The sequence below is a fragment of the Maritimimonas sp. 2205BS37-2 genome (assembly GCF_056591755.1).
This window is the reverse complement of sequence record NZ_JBWQOI010000002.1, coordinates 410,904-431,671: the sequence shown is the minus strand read 5'-3', so window position 1 is coordinate 431,671 and position 20,768 is coordinate 410,904. Positions and strand designations below refer to the sequence as shown.

25 protein-coding genes and 1 tRNA gene are annotated in these 20,768 nt (G+C 31.0%); 24 read left to right on the top strand and 2 right to left on the bottom strand.

Going from position 1 to position 20,768, the window contains the following annotated elements:
* The first annotated feature begins 16 nt into the window (after window positions 1-16).
* From AC1EUU_RS09285 to AC1EUU_RS09225, 13 genes are all read left to right on the top strand, one after another.
* Window positions 17-1,018 (top strand): homocysteine S-methyltransferase family protein, encoded by a 1,002-nt coding sequence (locus tag AC1EUU_RS09285; RefSeq protein WP_480201138.1) that lies wholly within the window; start codon window positions 17-19, stop codon window positions 1,016-1,018.
* 19 nt (window positions 1,019-1,037) lie between these two features.
* On the top strand, window positions 1,038-1,409 hold the full coding sequence (locus tag AC1EUU_RS09280) for a hypothetical protein (RefSeq protein WP_480201137.1): 372 nt from the start codon (window positions 1,038-1,040) through the stop codon (window positions 1,407-1,409).
* Between the two features lie 9 nt (window positions 1,410-1,418).
* Complete coding sequence (gene metH, locus AC1EUU_RS09275; protein ID WP_480201136.1) at window positions 1,419-4,103, top strand: methionine synthase; 2,685 nt, start codon at window positions 1,419-1,421, stop codon at window positions 4,101-4,103.
* A gap of 48 nt (window positions 4,104-4,151) precedes the next feature.
* Window positions 4,152-5,108 carry a methylenetetrahydrofolate reductase [NAD(P)H] gene (gene metF, locus AC1EUU_RS09270; RefSeq protein ID WP_480201135.1) on the top strand — a complete coding sequence of 319 codons (957 nt, stop codon included), beginning with the start codon at window positions 4,152-4,154 and terminating at the stop codon, window positions 5,106-5,108.
* Window positions 5,109-5,235: 127 nt separating this feature from the next.
* A complete protein-coding gene (trxA, locus tag AC1EUU_RS09265; protein WP_480201134.1) occupies window positions 5,236-5,553 on the top strand; it encodes a thioredoxin in 318 nt (105 codons plus the stop codon).
* Between the two features lie 80 nt (window positions 5,554-5,633).
* Window positions 5,634-6,557, top strand: coding sequence for a DUF58 domain-containing protein (locus AC1EUU_RS09260; protein ID WP_480201133.1), 924 nt, complete (start codon window positions 5,634-5,636; stop codon window positions 6,555-6,557).
* Between the two features lie 66 nt (window positions 6,558-6,623).
* Window positions 6,624-6,697, top strand: a tRNA-Asp gene (locus tag AC1EUU_RS09255).
* Window positions 6,698-6,929: 232 nt separating this feature from the next.
* On the top strand, window positions 6,930-8,120 hold the full coding sequence (locus tag AC1EUU_RS09250) for a site-specific integrase (RefSeq protein WP_480201132.1): 1,191 nt from the start codon (window positions 6,930-6,932) through the stop codon (window positions 8,118-8,120).
* 188 nt (window positions 8,121-8,308) lie between these two features.
* Window positions 8,309-10,294 (top strand): hypothetical protein, encoded by a 1,986-nt coding sequence (locus tag AC1EUU_RS09245; protein ID WP_480201131.1) that lies wholly within the window; start codon window positions 8,309-8,311, stop codon window positions 10,292-10,294.
* Between the two features lie 10 nt (window positions 10,295-10,304).
* Entirely contained in the window at window positions 10,305-10,742 is a 438-nt protein-coding gene (locus AC1EUU_RS09240; RefSeq protein ID WP_480201130.1) for a hypothetical protein, read from the top strand.
* A 106-nt stretch (window positions 10,743-10,848) separates the two neighbouring features.
* Complete coding sequence (locus AC1EUU_RS09235; RefSeq protein WP_480201129.1) at window positions 10,849-11,016, top strand: hypothetical protein; 168 nt, start codon at window positions 10,849-10,851, stop codon at window positions 11,014-11,016.
* Window positions 11,017-11,021: 5 nt separating this feature from the next.
* Window positions 11,022-11,579, top strand: a complete 558-nt coding sequence (locus AC1EUU_RS09230) for a hypothetical protein (RefSeq protein ID WP_480201128.1) — start codon at window positions 11,022-11,024, stop codon at window positions 11,577-11,579.
* A gap of 334 nt (window positions 11,580-11,913) precedes the next feature.
* The gene (locus AC1EUU_RS09225; RefSeq protein ID WP_480201127.1) at window positions 11,914-12,450 is read left to right on the top strand and encodes a hypothetical protein; all 537 of its coding nucleotides are present in this window, start codon (window positions 11,914-11,916) and stop codon (window positions 12,448-12,450) included.
* A 162-nt stretch (window positions 12,451-12,612) separates the two neighbouring features.
* Here the strand turns inward: AC1EUU_RS09225 and AC1EUU_RS09220 are convergent, their stop codons facing one another.
* Entirely contained in the window at window positions 12,613-12,834 is a 222-nt protein-coding gene (locus tag AC1EUU_RS09220) for a helix-turn-helix domain-containing protein (protein ID WP_480201126.1), read from the bottom strand.
* Between the two features lie 200 nt (window positions 12,835-13,034).
* On the opposite strand from AC1EUU_RS09220, the gene AC1EUU_RS09215 reads away from it, so the two are divergent.
* The 5 genes from AC1EUU_RS09215 (at window position 13,035) to AC1EUU_RS09195 (ending at window position 15,751) form a co-directional block, all read left to right on the top strand.
* Window positions 13,035-13,772: a hypothetical protein gene (locus tag AC1EUU_RS09215; protein WP_480201125.1), complete on the top strand. Its 738-nt coding sequence runs from the start codon at window positions 13,035-13,037 to the stop codon at window positions 13,770-13,772.
* A 7-nt stretch (window positions 13,773-13,779) separates the two neighbouring features.
* Entirely contained in the window at window positions 13,780-14,052 is a 273-nt protein-coding gene (locus AC1EUU_RS09210) for a hypothetical protein (protein ID WP_480201124.1), read from the top strand.
* Between the two features lie 138 nt (window positions 14,053-14,190).
* Window positions 14,191-14,538 carry a hypothetical protein gene (locus AC1EUU_RS09205; RefSeq protein ID WP_480201123.1) on the top strand — a complete coding sequence of 116 codons (348 nt, stop codon included), beginning with the start codon at window positions 14,191-14,193 and terminating at the stop codon, window positions 14,536-14,538.
* 290 nt (window positions 14,539-14,828) lie between these two features.
* Complete coding sequence (locus tag AC1EUU_RS09200; RefSeq protein ID WP_480201122.1) at window positions 14,829-15,395, top strand: hypothetical protein; 567 nt, start codon at window positions 14,829-14,831, stop codon at window positions 15,393-15,395.
* Entirely contained in the window at window positions 15,392-15,751 is a 360-nt protein-coding gene (locus AC1EUU_RS09195; protein WP_480201121.1) for a response regulator, read from the top strand. The genes AC1EUU_RS09200 and AC1EUU_RS09195 overlap by 4 nt, the downstream gene beginning before the upstream one ends.
* Window positions 15,752-15,773: 22 nt before the next feature.
* Here AC1EUU_RS09195 and AC1EUU_RS09190 read toward each other — a convergent pair whose 3' ends face one another.
* Complete coding sequence (locus tag AC1EUU_RS09190; protein ID WP_480201120.1) at window positions 15,774-16,115, bottom strand: Hpt domain-containing protein; 342 nt, start codon at window positions 16,113-16,115, stop codon at window positions 15,774-15,776.
* 185 nt (window positions 16,116-16,300) lie between these two features.
* Between AC1EUU_RS09190 and AC1EUU_RS09185 the strand changes: the two genes are divergently transcribed.
* The 6 genes from AC1EUU_RS09185 to AC1EUU_RS09160 all read left to right on the top strand — a co-directional run bounded on the left by AC1EUU_RS09185 (window position 16,301) and on the right by AC1EUU_RS09160 (window position 20,617).
* Window positions 16,301-16,549 carry a hypothetical protein gene (locus AC1EUU_RS09185; RefSeq protein ID WP_480201119.1) on the top strand — a complete coding sequence of 83 codons (249 nt, stop codon included), beginning with the start codon at window positions 16,301-16,303 and terminating at the stop codon, window positions 16,547-16,549.
* Window positions 16,550-16,638: 89 nt separating this feature from the next.
* Window positions 16,639-17,385 (top strand): hypothetical protein, encoded by a 747-nt coding sequence (locus tag AC1EUU_RS09180; protein ID WP_480201118.1) that lies wholly within the window; start codon window positions 16,639-16,641, stop codon window positions 17,383-17,385.
* Between the two features lie 148 nt (window positions 17,386-17,533).
* Window positions 17,534-18,937 carry a hypothetical protein gene (locus AC1EUU_RS09175; RefSeq protein ID WP_480201117.1) on the top strand — a complete coding sequence of 468 codons (1,404 nt, stop codon included), beginning with the start codon at window positions 17,534-17,536 and terminating at the stop codon, window positions 18,935-18,937.
* Entirely contained in the window at window positions 18,927-19,649 is a 723-nt protein-coding gene (locus tag AC1EUU_RS09170; RefSeq protein ID WP_480201116.1) for an NUMOD1 domain-containing DNA-binding protein, read from the top strand. Before AC1EUU_RS09175 ends, AC1EUU_RS09170 begins: the two co-directional genes overlap by 11 nt.
* Entirely contained in the window at window positions 19,615-20,103 is a 489-nt protein-coding gene (locus tag AC1EUU_RS09165; RefSeq protein ID WP_480201115.1) for a nucleotidyltransferase family protein, read from the top strand. Before AC1EUU_RS09170 ends, AC1EUU_RS09165 begins: the two co-directional genes overlap by 35 nt.
* A gap of 67 nt (window positions 20,104-20,170) precedes the next feature.
* Window positions 20,171-20,617: a JAB domain-containing protein gene (locus AC1EUU_RS09160; RefSeq protein WP_480201114.1), complete on the top strand. Its 447-nt coding sequence runs from the start codon at window positions 20,171-20,173 to the stop codon at window positions 20,615-20,617.
* Window positions 20,618-20,768: the final 151 nt, after the last annotated feature.

The following is a 20,768-nucleotide window of genomic DNA, read 5'->3' as shown; positions in this document are numbered from 1 at the left end:
TATTAAATTATCAAGAATGTTAACAATAGATCAAATTTTACATAATCGGATACTCGTACTCGACGGAGCTATGGGGACAATGCTGCAACGCTATAATTTCTCAGAAGAAGACTTTCGTGGAGAACGCTTTAAAGAGTATCATATTTCTTTAAAGGGTAATAATGACCTACTGTCTATAACACAACCTCAGGCTATAAAAGAAGTTCATGCAAAATACTTTGAAGCCGGAGCTGATATTATTGAAACAAATACATTTTCTGGAACTACCATCGCAATGGCAGACTATGAAATGGAAGATTTGGTATACGAATTGAATTTCGAATCAGCAAAAATTGCAAAAGAAGTCGCCGATAAATTTACCAGAGAAGAACCACATAAACCAAGATTTGTAGCTGGTTCTATTGGACCCACAAATAGAACTGCAAGCCTATCGCCAGATGTTAATGATCCAGGTTATAGAGCAGTAAGCTTTAATGAACTTCGAATAGCTTATAAACAACAAGCTGAAGCTTTGATAGAAGGGGGCGTAGATATATTATTGGTAGAAACTATTTTCGATACCCTAAACGCAAAAGCTGCATTATTTGCAATAGAAGAAGTAAAAGAAGAACAGAACATTGATATCCCCATTATGGTATCTGGAACCATCACAGATGCCTCCGGAAGAACACTCTCCGGGCAGACAGTGGAAGCCTTTTTAATTTCTATTTCACATATTCCATTGTTATCAGTAGGATTTAATTGTGCCTTAGGGGCAGAACAGCTAAAGCCTTATTTAAAAAGATTGGCAAGAGCCACAGACTATCATACATCTGCGCACCCAAATGCCGGATTGCCAAATGCATTTGGAGAATACGATCAAACACCACAACAAATGCAAGAATATATAGAAGCTTATTTAAAAGATGGGCTCATAAATATCATTGGAGGATGCTGTGGTTCAACACCAGAACATATAAAAGCTATTGTTGAGGTAGCTTCGAAATACAAACCAAGAACGTTGGCATTAACAGTTTAAATGCAATAAGTTATTAATTATGGAGAAGCTAGAAAGTATAGTGAGTTTTCTTTTTGAGTCTTATAATGAAGTTAGGTATACCGCTATCTATACGGATCAAAAACTATTTTTTAAACAAAGAGATGAAGTAGAGAATACATCTAATGAAGAAACTGATAAATATGAAGAGCTATTGGTAAATCCAACCCTTTTAACATTGGCAAGACAACGTGGAAATATTGATTGCGGAGGTTTAAACTTTATTATTATTAGATATGGTAATTTTTATCAATTGATTAAAGAAGTAAAAAACGGACATATTTCAATTTGCCTAGAAGGATCAAGTGATTTGAATACACTCCCTGAAAAAATTTTTGCAAGTCTAAAAACTAATTTTTCTGAACTTTTTTAGTTTGAAAAGATGATTGAAGAAAGAAAATATTTAAAATTAAGTGGCCTTGAGCCATTGGTAATAACACCACAAAGTAATTTTATAAACGTAGGTGAGCGTACCAATGTTACCGGATCAAGAAAATTCTTACGATTAATAAAAGAAGAAAAATATGACGAAGCACTTGAGATAGCCCGTCATCAGGTTGAAGGAGGAGCCCAGATTATAGATGTGAATATGGATGAGGGCATGCTAGATGGTGTAAATGCAATGACCACCTTTTTAAATTTAATTGCCTCTGAACCAGATATTGCTCGTGTTCCGGTTATGATAGATAGCTCAAAATGGGAAATTATTGAAGCCGGATTGCAGGTCGCTCAAGGAAAATGTGTTGTGAACTCTATTAGTTTAAAAGAAGGAGAAGAAGAATTTATCCGTCAGGCTAAATTGATCAAAAGATACGGCGCTGCAACAATTGTTATGGCATTTGATGAAGAAGGCCAGGCAGATACTTATAAAAGACGAATAGAAATATGTGAACGCTCTTATAACATTTTAGTAACCAAGGTAAATTTTTCACCTCAAGACATCATTTTTGACCCTAATATATTTCCGGTTGCAACCGGAATGGAAGAGCACAGAAGAAATGCTATCGATTTTTTTGAAGCAACAAAATGGATTCGTGAAAACCTACCACATGCGAATGTTTCTGGAGGAGTAAGTAATGTTTCTTTTTCCTTTAGGGGTAATAACACAGTGAGAGAAGCAATGCATTCATCTTTTTTATACCATGCGATTAAAAATGGAATGAACATGGGGATAGTAAATCCGGCAATGCTTGAGGTATATGATGACATTCCTAAAGATTTGTTAGACCATGTTGAAGATGTGCTGCTAGATAGGCGTGATGATGCAACAGAGCGTTTATTAGAATTTGCAGAAACAGTAAAAGGTAAAAAGAAAGAAGATGATGGTAAGGCTTTAGAATGGAGAAATAAGCCTTTACAAGAACGTATTACCCATAGTTTGGTGAAAGGAATAGATGCTTTTATAGAAGAAGATGTTGAAGAAGCCCGGCAGTTAGTAGCAAGGCCGATTGAGGTAATTGAAGGACACCTCATGAATGGAATGAATGTGGTTGGTGACTTATTTGGTAGTGGTAAAATGTTTTTACCTCAAGTAGTAAAATCAGCGCGAGTTATGAAAAAAGCTGTGGCTTATTTACAGCCGTTTATTGAAGCAGAAAAAGATGGAGTTACACAAAGTGCTGGAAAGGTCTTAATGGCAACGGTAAAAGGAGATGTTCATGATATAGGTAAAAACATTGTTTCAGTTGTTCTTGGATGTAATAATTATGAGATTGTAGATCTTGGAGTTATGGTGCCACCAGAAAAAATTATTGAAGTTGCCAAAAAAGAGCAAGTTGATATTATTGGTTTAAGCGGATTAATAACACCATCGTTAGATGAAATGGTTTATTTGGCAAATGAGATGGATAATGAACAAATGAATATTCCACTATTGATAGGCGGAGCAACAACATCGAGGGCACATACAGCGGTTAAAATTGCTCCAAAATATCAAAATACGGTAGTGCATGTTAATGATGCTTCAAGAGCAGTAACGGTTGTTGGTAGTTTACTGCAAGAAAATAACAAAATATATAAAGGCCAGATTAGAGAAGAATATACAAAGTTTCGTGAGCAGTTTTTAAATAGAAGCAAGCAAAAAGAATACATTTCTTTAGAAGAAGCAAGACGGCGCAAGTTTAAAATTAACTGGAATACGTCTAAGATTGTAAAACCTAATCAGCTAGGAATACAAACCATCAATGATTTTAATTTAGAAAAATTAATTGATTATATCGATTGGAGTCCATTTTTCCGTTCATGGGATTTGCATGGTAAATTTCCAAATATATTAACCGATGAGGTTGTTGGGAAGCAAGCAGCCGAACTTTTTGAGGATGCAAAAACATTACTTAATAAAATATTAAACGAAAAGTTATTACAGGCCAAAGCAGTTTTCGGGCTTTTCCCAGCGAACACCATTAATGATGATGATATTGAAATTGATCTTTCAACTATTTCCAAACGAAGTGAAAAGCACAAATTTCTAACCTTACGGCAACAGTTAAAAAAACGAGAAGGTGTACCTAGCTTTGCATTAGCAGATTTTATAGCCCCACGAGAAACAAGAATTCAAGATTATATAGGCTGTTTTTGTGTAACTACTGGTTTTGGTACCCAAGAGCTGGCTCAGCAATTTGAAGCTGCAAATGATGATTATAATTCTATTATGGTTAAAGCGTTGGCCGATCGTTTGGCCGAAGCTTTTGCAGAATATTTACATGAAAAGGTACGAGTAGAATATTGGGGGTATGCTGAAGGTGAACAATTAACAAATGAAGAGCTGATCAAAGAAAACTATAAGGGGATTCGCCCTGCCCCGGGTTATCCTGCTTGCCCTGATCACCTAGAGAAAAAAACTATTTGGGAACTTTTAAATGTACAAGAAACCATAGGTGTTGAGCTTACTGAAAGTTTGGCTATGTGGCCAGCCGCAAGTGTAAGCGGTTATTATTTTGCGAATAGCGAAGCTAAATACTTTGGTTTAGGTAAGATCAAAGAAGATCAATTAAAAGCATATTCAAAACGTAGAAATATTAAAGAAGCAGCAGCAAGAAAATGGTTAAATCCTAACCTTGCCAGTTAATAAAAATTAACCTAATTAAACAGATTTCCGTTTTTGCGGAAAACAACTATGAAAGTAACAGACCACATAAAGAAAGCGAATGGAAAAACCTTGTTTTCCTTTGAAATATTGCCGCCTTTAAAGGGGCAACATATAGACTCCATTTTTAATAATATAGACCCGCTTATGGAGTTTAAACCTCCATTTATAGATGTTACCTATCATCGTGAGGAGTATATCTTTAAAGAATTAGATAATGGGTTTCTTAAAAAACAAGTAGTTAAGAAACGGCCCGGAACTGTTGGTATCTGTGCGGCTATTCAAAACAAATATCAAGTAGATGCGATTCCTCATATTTTATGCGGGGGATTCACCAAAGAAGATACCGAGAATTTTTTAATAGATCTTGCTTTTTTAGGTATAGAAAACGTGGTTGCTTTAAGAGGCGATGCTGTTAAAAGCGAAACGTATTTTAAGCCAGAAAAAGAAGGGCATCGCTATGCAAACGAATTGGTGTTACAGATACAAGATTTAAATGAAGGTAAATATTTAGATGATGAGCTTCTAAACACCTCAAAAACAGATTTTTGCATTGGGGTAGCTGGTTATCCTGAAAAGCATATGGAAGCTCCAAGCCTTGAAAGTGATATTCATTTTCTAAAAAAGAAAATAAAAAGTGGCGCTGATTATATAGTGACGCAAATGTTTTTTGACAATAAAAAGTACTTTGAATTTGTTGAAAAATGTAGAAGTGAAGGAATTACCGTACCAATCATTCCGGGTTTAAAGCCTATAGCAACAAAAAAACAATTGAATTTAATACCACATCGATTTAAAGTAGATTTACCCGATGATTTAATAATGAATGTAGTAAAATGTAAAGATAATGCTGAGGTGAGACAAGTTGGGATTGAATGGTGTATTGCTCAAAGCAAAGAGCTAATAAAAGCTAAGGTGCCTTTTTTACATTATTATTCGATGGGTAAATCTGATAATATTAAGGCGGTAGCAGAGGCTATTTTCTAAAGTTGTAAGGAAATAAGCTTTTTATATACTATTATAAGCAAAAATAATTTGTGCATTAAAAATTGGCAAAATAATTGCTTAATTTTGCATGAGTTATAACTAGAATTAAAATTTAAAAGATAATAAAATGGCATTAGAAATTACAGATGCTACATTCGAAGATGTAGTATTGAAATCAGATAAACCGGTATTAGTAGATTTTTGGGCTGCTTGGTGTGGACCATGTAGAATGTTAGCTCCAACGGTAGAAGAGTTAAGCACTGATTTTGATGGTAAAGCAGTTGTTGGAAAATTAGATGTTGATGCTAACCAAGAGTTTGCTGCTAAATATGGTGTAAGAAATATACCTACGGTATTGATCTTTAAGAACGGAGAAGTAGTTGATAAGCAAGTAGGCGTAGCGCCAAAAGCTACTTATACAGAAAAACTAGAAGCGCTTGTATAAAAACTAGCATTTCTGAATAATACGTTAAAAGGTTTGGCTATTGCCAAGCCTTTTTTTATTTTGTCAAGATTAAGAAATTTATGAAAATCTCAGAGCTAAAAAATATAAAAGAAATTGGCAATCTAGAACTGTTGGCTACCCAGGTGGTTGAGGGATTTATTACAGGAATGCATAAAAGTCCGTTTCATGGTTTTTCGGTTGAGTTTGCAGAACATCGTCTATATAATAAAGGAGAAAGTACGCGACATATAGATTGGAAATTATATGCAAAAACCGATAAGCTCTTTATAAAAAGATATGAAGAAGAAACCAATTTACGGTGTCATTTAATCATTGACAATTCGGCCTCTATGTACTATCCAAAATTAGATACGTATACAATTGATAAGCTGAATAAAATTAGCTTTTCGGCAATAGCAGCGGCAGCATTACTTGAGATTTTGAAAAGACAACGTGATGCTTTTGGATTAAGTATCTATGCCGATACTAACGAATATTTTGCACCGGCAAAAGGAAGTGAACGACATCGAAGAATGCTATTGTCAAAACTAGAGCTAGTGTTACAAGATGTTACCAAAAGATCAACTGCTACTTATGAAGCGTTACATGAAATCGCTGATAAGGTACATAGGCGTTCTATAATATTTTTATTTACTGATATGTTTCAAGCAGATAAAAAGGAGGAAGAACTTTTTGAAGCATTACGGCATTTGAAACATAATAAGCATGAAGTAATCTTATTTCATACATATGATGCTAAATATGAGCTCAATTTTGACTTCGATAATCGTCCTAAGAAATTTATAGATGTTGAGACAGGTGAACATATTAATCTATATGCTGATTCTGTAAAAGAGAATTATAAAAAGGCCGTTGATGATTATTTTAATAGATTAAAAATGAGGTGTATGCAATATAAGATAGATTATGTGCCAGTTGATATTAATAAGGGCTTTGATCAAATTTTGTTGACCTATTTAGTGAGTAGAAAAAGATTTTTGTAAAAAGTTAAAAAAATGCTTTGCATATTTAGAAAACCAAAGTATATTTGCAACCGCTAATTGAGCAACGGTCTGGTAGTTCAGCTGGTTAGAATACCTGCCTGTCACGCAGGGGGTCGCGGGTTCGAGTCCCGTCCAGACCGCAAAAAAGAAAGTTGTGTTGTTTTTAGTAGTTTTTCATAAACTACTCTAACTGTTAAAGTTAGTCAATGGAAAGTGTCTCAAATTGAGATGCTTTTTTTGTTTTTAGACATTTCATTCTCTACTATTTATCGTCAACTTGTCAAGTTTTTTTCTTCTAAAAGGTACACTTTAAGTACCCTACTATTCAATTGAGTACCCCAAAATTTCCTATTTCAATTAAAATCTAAATAAATGAATAACAATATCTTATATATATTATTTCTAATAGAAAAATCTAAAACCAATGGTAAAGGTTTATGCCCTGTTAGATGTAGATTAACATTTAATAAAGACCGAAAGATGTTTTCTACAGGATTATTTATAAATCCAGATCATTGGAATAGTAAGCATCAAAAATTAGCTGACTACCCAGACTATGCCGACTATACCAATACCCAATTAAGCCTGATAAGACAAAAGTTAAATCAGGCTTTTTTATTTCTACAAGTTCAGGAAATAGAATTTGATGTATTAGATATCTATAAAAAGTATAAAGGTGAGCTGCCAAAAAATCAAATGACCTTATTAGGATATTATAAATTGCATAATGAGAAAATGAAAAGTTTAATTGGTATTGATATAGTAGAAGTAACCTATAAAAAGTATTTAGAAACTGAAGTGCATATAAAACGATTTTTAAAACATAAATATGACAGGAATGATGTTAAATTAAGTAATCTGAAACTAAGATTTTTAGATGATTTAAGCTATTATTTAAAGACAGAGAGAAAACTACAACAAGCCACAGTAAATAAGACTATACAGAGGCTTAGAAAGGTTGTTAAAGATGCTGTAAAAGATGATTATTTGGTAAAAGATCCATTTGCTTCTTATAAATATAAAACAGTAAAGAAAGAGATTATATTTCTAACAAAAGAAGAGCTTAAAAGGTTGGAGGAGTTTGACTTTAAAATAGAAAGATTAAATCAAATAAGAGATTGTTTTGTTTTCTGTTGTTACACAGGATTAGCCTATAAAGAAATGGAAAGACTGAGGTCAAATCATATATTAAAAGGAAAAGAAGGATTAGATTGGATTAGAATGAAAAGACAAAAAACTAATTCAGAATTATCTATTCCATTATTAGCAAAAGCTAAAGAGATATTAGAGAAGTATAATTATAAATTACCAATTGTAAGTAATCAACGATTTAATGGGTATTTAAAAGAGATTGCTCATCTGACCAATATAGATAAGAATTTAACACATCACATGGGGAGGAAAACATTTGCTACCACTATATTACTATTAAATGGTGTTTCAATGGAGGTAACATCTAAATTATTGGGTCATTCTAGAATTGGAATTACACAATCTGTTTATGGAGAGATAGTTGAGGAAACAGTTAGTTTAGCTGTTAAGAGATTATATGAGAATTCATAGATATGAAACTAATAACAAATAGGAAAAACACCCTGTTAAAAAAGGGGATTTTTCCCCTAAGATTTTTCAAAATTAATTTTCTACATTCGTCACTTAATTACTGAGGTTAGGAGTTCAGTTTTAATTAAGATACGTCTCTGTTTCTCATCTCAAACACTATTTTTTAATTCAAATACCTTTTTTAAACTATGAAAAAACTCTTTTCAAGGTCAATGGCCTTTTTGTCTCTTTTGATAATTTTTTCTAACTGTCAGAACGAGAGCACTGAAATTATACAACAAAAAACGGAAGTCACATTACGTAAAATAACATTTGAAGAAATAAGGAGCAATAGTGAAATTATAGAAGAATTAGGAAAGCTTAATTCTGTTAATAATAAAAGCGGAATCAAAGAAAAATCAGATTTTATATATAACGCAGAAAATGATTTTATAATTGATATAGACGAGGCTGTTTATGTAGAGAAGGAAGATTATAATTCATATACTTTCAAAATTTATAGAACAATAGAAAGAGATGGTCTAGAAAATTTAGTATTAAGTCGAAAAAATGACGGAAGTTATAAAAGTTATATAGTAAACTATGCTTTAACAGATGAAGAAAGAGAAGCGATTACAAATTCTGAAACTGTTGATTTAAATGGTAAAGTATCTTTTAGGGAAGTTGATTTTGATTCAGATATAATTTTTAGTCAAAAATCTGGGCCAATAAATGAATGTCCACCAGGTGCGTGCTGTGTTATTGAAAATGGCATAGATGAAAATACAGGGTGGCCTATTACTTATTATGTAGAAGTTCCATGTGATGATTCTAATGGAGGAGATGGTTCAGATAATGAAAGTGGGTCACCTTATGATACGGACGGAGGTTCAGATGGGGGTTCGGGAAGTTCAGGAGGTAATAGTGGTGATGAATCTGGCTTACCTGGAGGTGGCGGAGGAAGTGGAAGCGGAAGTGGCTCTAATGGAGATTCGTCAAATGATAGTGAGAATGAAGAAGAGGAGGTAATTACTTCCCCTACAGAAGGTAATGATCAAGAGGATACGACCGAACTAGATCAGTTTAATGCTGATAGAGTAGCAGCTTTAGGGCTTAATCTTAACCAGCCTCAAACAGATTTTTTGATAGATAATGGCGACTTTTTTTCAGAAATAAGAGATTTTCTAAATGAAAACAACAATACTCAACAGGCAAAAGACTGGGCAAGATTAGCCGTTGAGGTCGACAGAGTATTGGACAATTCTTTCACAGTTAATACTACAGGAAAACACCCTTCCGAACTAAATGGATGTTGTCCTGGGGATTGTTGTCCAAATCCAGATGTTTATGGAGATGACTTGATAATTAAAGAATACGGGATTAAACCTATTCAAGCAGCAATCGATGCTACTTTCAATTCTTTAGTAATGCATACAGAACTTACAATGAGTGACGCATGGATAGGCAAAAGAATAAGAAGTCTTATGCAAAAAATTGGAATAAATGTCTCTTCAGATATAGATAATAAGCATCTAGCTGAAATATATAGAATGCGTAAAAGGGATGGGATTCTAATTGTGGAATATAGACCAGGTATATTAACAAGTATGTTTGAAGCAGCTTTAAACACTTTAGACATATTATCATTTCTAACGCCTAGTCAAAATGGAGGAGCTTTCTTAGCGTCAAGAATAGGGGGGAAAATAACGGTAACTTCTTTGACAAATCACATAAGAAATATAACTCTAACGAATATTAAATTTGATAATGTTATAAATTCACTTAAAAATAACGCTCAATATTTACTTGATGGTACAGGGGCTTATAACTTGGTGAGAGGTCATCACCCTTTGGCTAAGAGTGCATTTAAAAGCGATAAATTTTATGATTTACAGCAAGCTTTTAGCGTGTCATCAAACAAATTGCAAGATGTTTGGGATGCAGCTAATCCTAATTTACCTTCTATTTCAGTACATCATAAAATTACTGGGCAACAAAATAGTTTGTATTCCGCTTTTGCAAATAGTGGAGATGTATTAACTTTGGATAAGATGGCGCAGATTGAAATACAAGCAATGACCAATGTTGGAATTCCTGAAAATATTGCAACTGGCTGGGTAATAAAAGCTTTAGAAAACTTAAAAGATCAAGGGGTTAAAGTGATTACTCATATCCCTTGGAATGGAGTCAATTAAATAAATGTTTATGAGTGTAAGTAATAAATATGAGGATTTTGGAAAAGTTATAATTGAAAAGTTAAGAGATTCGAGTTACAAAAGTTACAAGAAGTTTTCTGATTATTCACAATCAATGACGTTAGGTCAATACGAAGACTTATCTAAAAATCCTAATATTGATAAACGAATTCAGGAGAATATTGACAATGCGTTTAAATTTCTAAATAGTTTAGATGATTTTCAGAGGAAGGAGTTGGACAAATTAATATTAAAAACCCTTGACGAAGCGGCGTTTTCCTTTTTAAGGGAAGTTGAAGAAAGATTGATTGATCGTGATGGTATTGGGTTAACTTATGAAGGGAAAAACATTCAAGACCTATATGATGAATTCCTTTCAGGAACTTTTTTTGGTGAATATTTTTTATGGGCAGAAAGATATAGCTCTTTTGGAAAAGTACAAGAATAATCAGTTAAATATAATATTATAATAATTCGATTTTTTTCAAAAAATCAAAAGCAGTAGTCAATAAGGCTGCTGTTTTTGTTTATTAAAGTAGGTTATTTATTATAATATGGGCGAAGCTACATGGTCTAATTTACAAGAACAAATTAAACAATGGATAAATGTTAACGGAGGCCAAGCTATAACAGTGCCCAAAACGGCAGTACGTTTAGACAAGACTAAATTAAAACAAGCATTAGAAAGCAATCAAACAATAGATCAAATTAATTGTAATTAAAAGTAATGAAGGATATTAATATTAGTTTAAAAATTATTTCACCACCTATTTTATGTGCTGTAGTGATAATAATCACTAAAATGGGTTTGGATTACTACCCCTTATCGTTTGGATTAATAATTGGTATTTTAAATTGGAATAATCATAGATTTGCACCATACCTTGGAGTAATACTAAGCCTAGTTATTTCTTATGTTATTTTTATTGTTTCTTTTGTGGTAACTGGGATGTTAGCAGAAATATTACAGCCCTTACTAGGAGAAGATAAATCAAGTATTGTCTCTTTTGTATTAATACCATTTATGATAGCTCCTATGTTGATTTTCATATTATATAGGTTTATTTTTAATTATAAGATAAAAACGAAATTTAGTAACATTGTACTTATTACTTCTATAAGTTTATTAGTAATAATATTTTTTTCTAATTATGAATATGCAGAGTTTGGTAGAGACTTTCCTGAATTCAACACTTTTTTGAATCCATATACACTTTGGCAAGTAGTTGTGGCATTATCACTTCAATTACTTATTTATCAAAAAAAATTAATAAAAAGTCAGTGACGTTGTACAAAATGCGGCAAAGAATTAATAGAAAAAATTATTGAAAAGCAAAATACAAAAGTTAGAAATATTTCGGAAATAAGTAATCGAACAAATGTCATAGAGTTAATTAAACATGAAAAATTAGATATTTCATGGTCTAATGTTTTAAAATATTATAAGAACTCAGAACATGAATTGGCATGATTTTTATTTATATTTTTCTATGCAAGGTTTACATGAATCTCAAGCATTTCAAAATCAAATTGAAAATAATTCTTTGAAGAATGATTTATACAATGCTTATAGGTCTGAAGCTAGAAGATTTAGTAAGAATTGTTAAAATTAAAATTTTATGAAAAAAATATTAGCGCTATTGTTTTACACTTCAAGTTTGGTAGTAATTGGTGCTCAGGATTTGAACGAGATAAAAGAACAAAATGTAGTTTTCATACTTTTTGACGGCAATAATAAAAATGAAGATAGGATAAATTTATCAAGGAAAAGAAATACTGAAATAGTTGATAGATATAAGTATATATTTTTTTATTATGATAAGGTGAGGGAAGAAAAAAGGAAGTTTGATTTTTCTTTTCATTATTCTAAATATCAAAATTATGATGATGCCGAAAATGAATTAAATCCAGCAATGCTGTTTAAAATAAACAAGAGTTTTATTAAAAAAAATAAAAATCTTATTATGACACGTGAATTTTTTGAGCGTATTGGAGAGAAAGAAGTTATCAATTTGTTGTTTAGATCTAATGTTTATGTGCTATTAATTGATAAAAACGAAATCAAAAATAATAAGGTACTTTTGAGAGAAGTTCAGTTTGATTATACACCTGTTGACCCTGAGCCAATAATTGAAAATATAATAGAAAACAGATAGAAATAAGAATTAATTATACAAAAAAGGAGTATTTTTTTTATGCACTTGTTGTTTTATTTTGATTAACCTTCCCCTTTTAAAAGGAAAACTCATTCAAATTCAAACAATTCAGAAATAGGGATTTTAAGAGCTTTAGATATTGTATGTATCCTTAAATAGAAGCTAAGAATCAATTAATACAAAAAAATCAGAGAGTTTAATTTCTTTTGCTTCACAAATTTTCTGAAGAGTTTTTACAGGAATTCTATAACCGTTTTTACTTAAGATCTTTCTTACGGTTTTCTCATCAATATTATGATCTATAGCGAAACTCCTATTGGATTTACTTTTTTTTACCCATTCAGAAGCTATATAGTTACATATCTTTTTATTGATATCAGTCATACAACAAAGGAAAATGTTGTATTTAAATTTAATGCGGACTAAAGGACGCATTAATAAGAATTTATTTATATTTGAATATTAATGTTTTAGAAAAATTTAATACTATGAAAAAGACTTATTATTTAATACTCATTGTTGTTTTGTCTTGTTTGACCTGTAATGAAAGTGATGACATGCAGCTTGAAGATGATACCCAAAGTATGAGTAGCAGAGAGAAGCTGCTTGTTAGAAGAACTTCAAAAAATATTCATGAGAAATATGGTTTAGATGCCGATACACTTATCTATTCTAATGGTAAGTTATCTAAATTTTTTTCAACTGCTGGGTCAAATAGTTTATACCAGTTTATTTACAATAATGATTTATTAGTTAAACACTATGCAGATGATAAAAATGGAACAGCTACTTTATCTGACGATATTACAACATCATCCAATAGTTTTGATTACATATACAATACAGGTGGTCAATTAATTAGAAGGGATGATAATTCAGAACAGCCGTTGGATTTTGAATGGCAATACCAAGATAATATGGTAATTACTAGTTTCAGATATTATGTTGGAACGCTTCAAGAAAAAATGGAAATTTCCTATGAAGGAGATAACATTTCCAAAATCTTACTTTTCTCTAATTCTGGCACAACAGAATTCACTTTTGAATACGACAATAGCGTTAATCCAATTTATATAATATCAAAGGCTAGTGGATTCAATATTATAGAGACGTTTAGTACAGCATTGGATATACAACAACATTATGGCGTCTATTCAAAAAACAATGTCTTAAAGGCTTATAGAAATAAGGAATTAATATATAGTGCAAGCTATCAATATGACGCTGACGGTTATCCCGTTGTATGCAATTTTAATCATATAAGATTTGGTATTAGCGATATTGAGTATTATCAATATAACAACAAAAACAGTTATAAATAAATCAAAAATGAGTAGTGCTTGGATAGATATAATTAAAGAATCAGTTAGAGTAAGAATTGAAAATGAAATAACAGAAGTAGGTGAAAACCCGCTATATAAAGGTGACCAAACTACTTTGTTGGCCGTAGTGTTCCTAACTATAGACAAAGTATGTGAAGATGAAATAGATAAATTTATGTTGCTAGAATCTGTCAATTTATCAAAAGAAGAAATAATAAGCTCTGTTCAAGAAGTAGGTATCTATATTAAAGGTCAAATAGTTGATCATTTAAAAGGTTAAATTCAAAAAAAAATTTTTCAGAAAATTTTTCAGAACCTCTTTCCTAACGTAAATGCAATCTAACCCAGAATCACCCGCCCTCTAGTTGACCTTTGGGGGTTATATCCGCCCCTTAATATTAATTTAAAATTTTATTAGATGGTAAGTATTGTAAATTATGAAACACGTCAGAATAAAGCTGGCGGTAAATTCAATGTTCTTGTACTTCAGGGTGGTGTGCATGCGATTAGAAGTGTTAGTAGCGGTAGATTATATTTTACAGCTAAAACTTGTACTGTTCCAGCATCTTTTGATGAGGCAACATGTAAAAATTTAATTGGAACTTCCTTTCCTGGAAGTATAAAAAAAATTGACTGTGATCCTTACCAGTATAATATACCTGGTACAGATGAGTATATAACGATCAGTCACACATGGGAATATCAAGATAACACAGATGAAATAGTCTCAGAACATTTAGTAGATGAGGCTGCTGCTATTATTTAAATACTTACTAATTTGATTTAGCAGTTTCATTTGAGCCTTTAGTTTGATTACTAGAGGCTTTTTTTAAGACCCTATAATAATTATTCTTAAAAGCTATAACAAAAGAATTTATACTTATTGCCTTATAGTATATCTAATGTATTACCGTAATGGTTTTGATTTAATAATTTTATCTTTGAGTAAATTGAGATAGTTTTTACTTCGATTGATTCAAACCTTAAATATTTATAAGGTTTATCAATATTATCAAGAAAGTTAAAACATACATAAACAAAATATAATTTACTAAGATGGAAACTAAAATAATTGTCGCCTTAATAGCCTCAATAACATCAATTGTCGTTGCTGTTATTGGATTAATTAGTAATTATTATTCAAACAAGAGGATTTTAAAGGTGAATGAGGAAATTGAGTCATTCAAACTTGAAGTTGATAAGAAGCGTAGTAAGTTTGAAATTTATGACAAGCAATTAAAGAACAATTTCCGAGCACTAGGAAATTATATAAAGGAGATTCAAAGTTTAAAAGACTATTTGCTTTTAACAATGGATTCCATAGAAGATTCATTAGATTCAAATACAGTAACCTCCAGAATTTCTGAATTAAGAGAGAGTTTGTTTTTAAGCTATGAAAAAAATTCGCATCACCTCAATGATGAAGCTAGGGAAAAGGCACATTCAGTAAAGAATTATGCTCTTAAAATTGAAAATGAGTTAAATCAATTGTTAGAAGGACGTAAGTACGTGAATCTATCTGAAAAAGAGCGTCTCCATTTAAAAAGTGAAAGAGATGTATTAACAGATTTTCAGCATGATTTTAGAGATAAACGCATGAAAATATTGTATGAAGTATCATGAAATTTAAAGTTGCCTGTATTGATGATAATACTATAAATCTTATTATAGCGAAGAAAGTTTATTTAAATCTTTATGATCATGAAGTTAGAGTATTTTCTAGTGCAGAGACTTTCCTAAAAGAAGATGATATTGATGACTATGGATTAGTTATTACAGATTGGATGATGCCTTATTTAAATGGGGCCGAATTAACGAAGTATTTGAAAGCTAACCATCCTCATATTAAAGTGGTAGTATGCACTGCAATCTCTTTAGATGGGGAAAGAGGAGAATTTGCAATAGCAGATGGGGTAATTGCTAAACCATTTAAAATTGAAAATTTTAAGAGAGTAATTGACACAGCTCTCGCTACTTAGAATTAATAAGTTTTCAATAGTATTATTTAATATTGAAATGGTTAATTAGTTCAGAGATTACATTTAAGACCTCTTTTTGTACCATTAAAAAGTTATTTTCAATATCAGCTATACCAGAACCTTTATTAGCTAATTTCTCAATACTAATAATTCTATTTCTAGAATCTTCAATTTCAAAAATATCTAGATTTGGTTTTAATTTATGAGCCAATTTATAGATGGAAGCATAATCTCCTATCTTTATTGCTTCTTCTAGATAGTTAAGATCATTTGGAACTTCTTCAATAAAGGTTTGAACCAAAATTAGAATAAAGTCACTTTCTCCACTTGCTAGTTCGTTAATTTTATTTAGGGAATATATCATGGCATCTAAATTTAATTCATTTAATCTTTTAAACCCAATGAATCACCTTTCCTAATACTAAGATGAATAAGTGAACTGATACAAATACCCCTAAAATCAATCTAAAATCACGATTTTTTACTGAATAGACATACTTATTCTATAGCTATTTTGTATTAACCTAGAATAAAATCAAAACAATCAAAATGAATAAAAAACAATTAGCTGAATTATTAAAATATAGCCATCCTAATGAACTTTATGTTGTTACTTGGGATAATAGATTGAAGAAATTAAGATGCCCTTTTATAGTAAAAGTAATTAATGAAGTTGCAGATTTAAAACTAGGGCAGATAGTGGAAGTAGAAGAGGTAAAAATCACTAAAGATTTGAAAACAGTTTTTATAATAGGTAGACAAGCTTATCACTATTACTATTTTGACATTGAAATGTAGTTCTTTAGTATATTTGATATATAGTGTTATAACATATTAGTACAAAACTTGACAACCTGACGTTAATCCGTCAACTAAATCTTTGATAAATGCATACCGGTATTACATTTTTGAATTTCAAAACAGAAAAAAAATATTTAGAATTACAAAATAGATTTGCTGGGTATGATGAAAGGCAGGATCCTCGTTATAATGCTTATAGTGAAATCGTAAAACATGATTTTACTATTATTTATAAAAAAGTAAATGAAGTGACCTATGAAGAAGATTATCTGGAGCTGTCATTTTATAATGACTATTTATTTTCTAAGATCGATTCTTTATCAAAGAGATATATAAATAACTTTAAAAGAGAGTTAGATAGCAAAGCAATTCTCGAAGAGAATAGAATTAAACTGTATGCAGGTCAATTTTTAAACAGATTTTCAGAACTTGAGACTGTGATTAGAAATGCAGATCATTTAGAGTTAAGAATAAAACAAAAGCTTAAAACCCAAGTAGAAGTAATTACTGAATACTTATCTAGAGTTCACTTACTACCCAATTATAAACTCGAAGATAAAATAAAAGTTAAACTAAAAAAAACAGATTTACTTTTACTATTGTTATTGATGAGAGAACAAAAAATAATTGATTACCCCTATGACAGTGAACTAGGCTTTCTAATAGACAAGAGCTTTCTTTATTATGATGAAAGAGGTAAAGAGTATAAAGAAATTTTAGATTCCAAAAAGATTATTAACGATATCAAGAATGAAAATCGTCCAGTTAATAAAGCTATGGAAAGATTAAAGGCTGTTTTCACTAATGAGAAATTTTATAAACTCTTTCCTTAAAACTCCTCTGAACAGGGGATAAAATCTTTTCCCCTATAAAACTTTTCACTTATCTAGATTTTTGCTGTGTATATCGGATTAAATATCTGATTTACAGCAGTTAAATCGACCCGCTGATATTAAGTGGTCGATAGTTTAAAATTTTTTTATGATAAAAAAAAGAATTAGTGAAAAGTCAGTTTTTTGGAAAAAAGAAGATGAAAAACTGAAAATTTTACATTCAAGACTTATTGCCTTTCTAGAAAGGAAAGGGTTTATGCGTGTTAGATTGGATGACACGAATTATTTATTGGTCAGGGAGTCAAATAATATGATTTCTATGACATCAGAAACAGAAGCTATAGGGGTGATTAAGGATTATCTCCTTGGCTTAAAATTGTATGAGGTATATGAGCTATTCGCCAAGGGAATTGGTTCTTATATTTCGGGAAGGAAATTAGACTTATTGAAGTCGGTTAAATTATTAGATGATAGAGATGCTAAGGATAGCTCCATTTTTTACTTTGAAAACTGTTACTGTGCGATAGACGCCAATGGTATTAAATTTAATGAGTATCAGAATCTCACAAAAGTGATTTGGAAAAATAGAGTAATTAACAGGAATTTTAGTATACCAGATGAAGAAGCTGGACAGTTTGAAGCATTTTGTTCAAATATCTGTGGAAACTCTGAAGAGCGGTTGAAATCTCTAAAGTCAATATTAGGATATCTTCTACATAGGAATAAGGACAGAGGAGAAACGGTTGCAATTATTTTGTATGATGAAAAAATGGGGCTGAATAATCAAGCTCATGGCGGAACGGGAAAAACTTTATTAAGTCAAGCATTAGCCAAATGTAGAGAAGTGGAATCATTTGATGGTAAGGAAATTAAAACAGGAAGTTGGTTTAAAAATCAAAGAATAAATATCACAACTGATGTTCTTGTTTATGATGATCTTAATAGAGAAATAAGTCTAGAGAATTTTTATTCAATGGTTACCACTGGTATAGAGGTAGAGAAAAAAAGACAGCAAGCTTTTTTTATAGAATTTAAAAAATCTCCTAAAGTATTAATTACATCTAATTATGTTGTTAAGGGTACTGGTGGGTCGTCAGATAGACGTAGAAGATTTGAGTTTGAATTACACAATTATTATAACGATAAATTTGACCCTGAAACAGAATTTGGAAACAGATTTTTTGATGATTCTTGGAGCGAAATTGAGTGGAACAAGTTTTATCTTTTCATGATGGAATGCTTACAGTGCTATCTTGAAAATGGATTAATTGAAGCAAAACCATTAAATCTTAATCGAGCTAGAGTTATTAGTAAAAGTTGTAGCGAATTTCATGAGTATGTTTCATATTTTTTAGAATTCAATAAATGGATTGATAAAAGAGAATTTGAAGAAGTTTTTACCACTTTTTATCCTGATAAAGGGATTAGCCCACACATGATGAAAAAATGGCTAAGTAATTACGCTATTGAATTAGGGAGTAAGTTAGAAATTAATAATAGTGGTGGTAATTATTCTTTTAGAATTAAAAAGGAAGATTCAGATGAAAAATAATAATAATAAATATGGACTTGTCTATAGCTGTCAAAATAAGTTGACAGGAAAATATTATATAGGTTGTACAACCGGAACATTAGAGGATAGAAAGAGTGATCATATAAATAAGGCTAAAAATGATGTTGGTCATAAATTTCAAGAAGTAATAAGCACTTATGGTGCTGCTGCTTTTGAATGGGAGGTTATTGATACCGCCTTTACAACTGATGAGTTAGCTTCTAAAGAAAAACAGTACATAATAGAATATAATTCTAAAGAAGATGGCTATAATTCGGATCAAGGAGGTGGTTTTCAAAAAACCATCTATCAATATAATTTATATGGTGATTTGATAACATATTACGATTGTCTAAAAGAGGCAGCAGATAGCATTAATGTAAGCTCTAAAGCAATCTCTAAGACTTGTTTAAGTGTGAATCAAACCCTAAGAGGTTATTATTGGAGTTATGAATATAGAGAGCCATATACTCCTAATAAAGATGACAGAAAAAAATATGTCATTCAGTTAGACTTAGATGGTAATTTTTTAGCTAAGTATGTTTCAATTTCTGAAGCTTCAAGGCAAACAGAGGTAAATAAAACCTCGATTGCTAAAGTTTGTAGAGGAGAAAGAAATCATGCAGGAGGATATTTTTGGACTTATAATGAAGTAGAATATAAAATGGAGAGAGAAGATGGAATTAGAAAAGGCGCTAAAGATAGCAAATAGAGTGAAAGAGGAATTAGAGCCACATTGTGATAGAATAGAAATTGCAGGTAGTATAAGGAGAAAAAGTCCTTATGTAGGAGATATTGAAATAGTAGCAATTCCTAAATATTATAATGTAGGTTTATTTGAAAGTGGTGTAGCCACAGTGGTTAAAAAATGGAAGAAAATTAAAGGTGAGCTACCTTGTAAGTATACCCAAAGGATGTTGCCTGAGGGTATAAAATTAGATTTGTTTTTTGCCACACCCGAGAATTGGGGACACATTTTAGCTATTAGAACAGGGAGTGCTGATTTTAGTTATAAAAAATTAGCCACAGGATGGGTAAAAAGAGGTTATAAGAGTAAAAAAGGAGTTTTACATGATTCCTCTGGAAATCCTTTAGAAATTAAAGAAGAAAAAGATCTTTTTGATTTAATAGGAATCGATTATATAGAACCTAAGGATCGGTATTAGTATTAATTTAAAGTAATTAGAAACAAAAGGGTAGCAGAAATGTTACCCTTTTTTAATATAAAAACATATGAAAAACAATATAGCAGAAATAGAAGTAAAATACAGCTTAAACGGACAGCAAAAAGAAAGAGTTAAAATCTCCAATAGTCAAGATGCATATGAGGCATTTATTAGTAAATGGAATATGAACACTATTGAGATTAGAGAAGAATTTAAAGTGTTATTATTAAACAGAGCCAATGAAGTATTGGGTATTTATACACTTGGTAAAGGTGGAATTACAAGAGTTTCTATAGATGTTAGGTTATTATTTGCTATGGTACTTAAAAGTGGCTCTACAGCTATTATAACAGCTCATAACCACCCAAGTGGTAATCTAACACCTAGTAAACAAGATATTATAATCTATGATAAGATTAAAAACATAGCGAAGATAATGGATATTTCTTTATTAGATAATTTGATTATATCAAAAGATGGATTCTTTAGTTTTGCTGATGATACTAGATTATAAAAAAAGTCCTACCGAAGCAGGACTAAAGATTTTCATCTACGGCATATAGCCTTATTGTGATAAGATTAAAGATTAGAATTTTCTCTCACCAGATAAAAGTAACTAAAATGAATATAATAAAAAAGGGGTTTTTCCTCTTTTTTAAGGGTAA

What these genes read in the sequence shown, in the direction of transcription:
- AC1EUU_RS09190 (WP_480201120.1), bottom strand. Translation starts at nt 16,115, where the DNA reads ATGATATATTCCCTAAATAAAATTAACGAACTAGCAAGTGGAGAAAGT.
- AC1EUU_RS09185 (WP_480201119.1), top strand. Translation starts at nt 16,301, where the DNA reads ATGAATAAAAAACAATTAGCTGAATTATTAAAATATAGCCATCCTAAT.
- AC1EUU_RS09165 (WP_480201115.1), top strand. Translation starts at nt 19,615, where the DNA reads ATGGAATTAGAAAAGGCGCTAAAGATAGCAAATAGAGTGAAAGAGGAA.
- AC1EUU_RS09175 (WP_480201117.1), top strand. Translation starts at nt 17,534, where the DNA reads ATGATAAAAAAAAGAATTAGTGAAAAGTCAGTTTTTTGGAAAAAAGAA.
- AC1EUU_RS09235 (WP_480201129.1), top strand. Translation starts at nt 10,849, where the DNA reads ATGGGCGAAGCTACATGGTCTAATTTACAAGAACAAATTAAACAATGG.
- AC1EUU_RS09160 (WP_480201114.1), top strand. Translation starts at nt 20,171, where the DNA reads ATGAAAAACAATATAGCAGAAATAGAAGTAAAATACAGCTTAAACGGA.
- trxA (WP_480201134.1), top strand. Translation starts at nt 5,236, where the DNA reads ATGGCATTAGAAATTACAGATGCTACATTCGAAGATGTAGTATTGAAA.
- AC1EUU_RS09220 (WP_480201126.1), bottom strand. Translation starts at nt 12,834, where the DNA reads ATGACTGATATCAATAAAAAGATATGTAACTATATAGCTTCTGAATGG.
- AC1EUU_RS09280 (WP_480201137.1), top strand. Translation starts at nt 1,038, where the DNA reads ATGGAGAAGCTAGAAAGTATAGTGAGTTTTCTTTTTGAGTCTTATAAT.
- AC1EUU_RS09200 (WP_480201122.1), top strand. Translation starts at nt 14,829, where the DNA reads ATGGAAACTAAAATAATTGTCGCCTTAATAGCCTCAATAACATCAATT.
- AC1EUU_RS09215 (WP_480201125.1), top strand. Translation starts at nt 13,035, where the DNA reads ATGAGTAGCAGAGAGAAGCTGCTTGTTAGAAGAACTTCAAAAAATATT.
- AC1EUU_RS09170 (WP_480201116.1), top strand. Translation starts at nt 18,927, where the DNA reads ATGAAAAATAATAATAATAAATATGGACTTGTCTATAGCTGTCAAAAT.
- metH (WP_480201136.1), top strand. Translation starts at nt 1,419, where the DNA reads ATGATTGAAGAAAGAAAATATTTAAAATTAAGTGGCCTTGAGCCATTG.
- AC1EUU_RS09250 (WP_480201132.1), top strand. Translation starts at nt 6,930, where the DNA reads ATGAATAACAATATCTTATATATATTATTTCTAATAGAAAAATCTAAA.
- AC1EUU_RS09195 (WP_480201121.1), top strand. Translation starts at nt 15,392, where the DNA reads ATGAAATTTAAAGTTGCCTGTATTGATGATAATACTATAAATCTTATT.
- AC1EUU_RS09205 (WP_480201123.1), top strand. Translation starts at nt 14,191, where the DNA reads ATGGTAAGTATTGTAAATTATGAAACACGTCAGAATAAAGCTGGCGGT.
- AC1EUU_RS09240 (WP_480201130.1), top strand. Translation starts at nt 10,305, where the DNA reads ATGAGTGTAAGTAATAAATATGAGGATTTTGGAAAAGTTATAATTGAA.
- AC1EUU_RS09180 (WP_480201118.1), top strand. Translation starts at nt 16,639, where the DNA reads ATGCATACCGGTATTACATTTTTGAATTTCAAAACAGAAAAAAAATAT.
- AC1EUU_RS09260 (WP_480201133.1), top strand. Translation starts at nt 5,634, where the DNA reads ATGAAAATCTCAGAGCTAAAAAATATAAAAGAAATTGGCAATCTAGAA.
- AC1EUU_RS09210 (WP_480201124.1), top strand. Translation starts at nt 13,780, where the DNA reads ATGAGTAGTGCTTGGATAGATATAATTAAAGAATCAGTTAGAGTAAGA.
- AC1EUU_RS09225 (WP_480201127.1), top strand. Translation starts at nt 11,914, where the DNA reads ATGAAAAAAATATTAGCGCTATTGTTTTACACTTCAAGTTTGGTAGTA.
- AC1EUU_RS09230 (WP_480201128.1), top strand. Translation starts at nt 11,022, where the DNA reads ATGAAGGATATTAATATTAGTTTAAAAATTATTTCACCACCTATTTTA.
- AC1EUU_RS09285 (WP_480201138.1), top strand. Translation starts at nt 17, where the DNA reads ATGTTAACAATAGATCAAATTTTACATAATCGGATACTCGTACTCGAC.
- metF (WP_480201135.1), top strand. Translation starts at nt 4,152, where the DNA reads ATGAAAGTAACAGACCACATAAAGAAAGCGAATGGAAAAACCTTGTTT.
- AC1EUU_RS09245 (WP_480201131.1), top strand. Translation starts at nt 8,309, where the DNA reads ATGAAAAAACTCTTTTCAAGGTCAATGGCCTTTTTGTCTCTTTTGATA.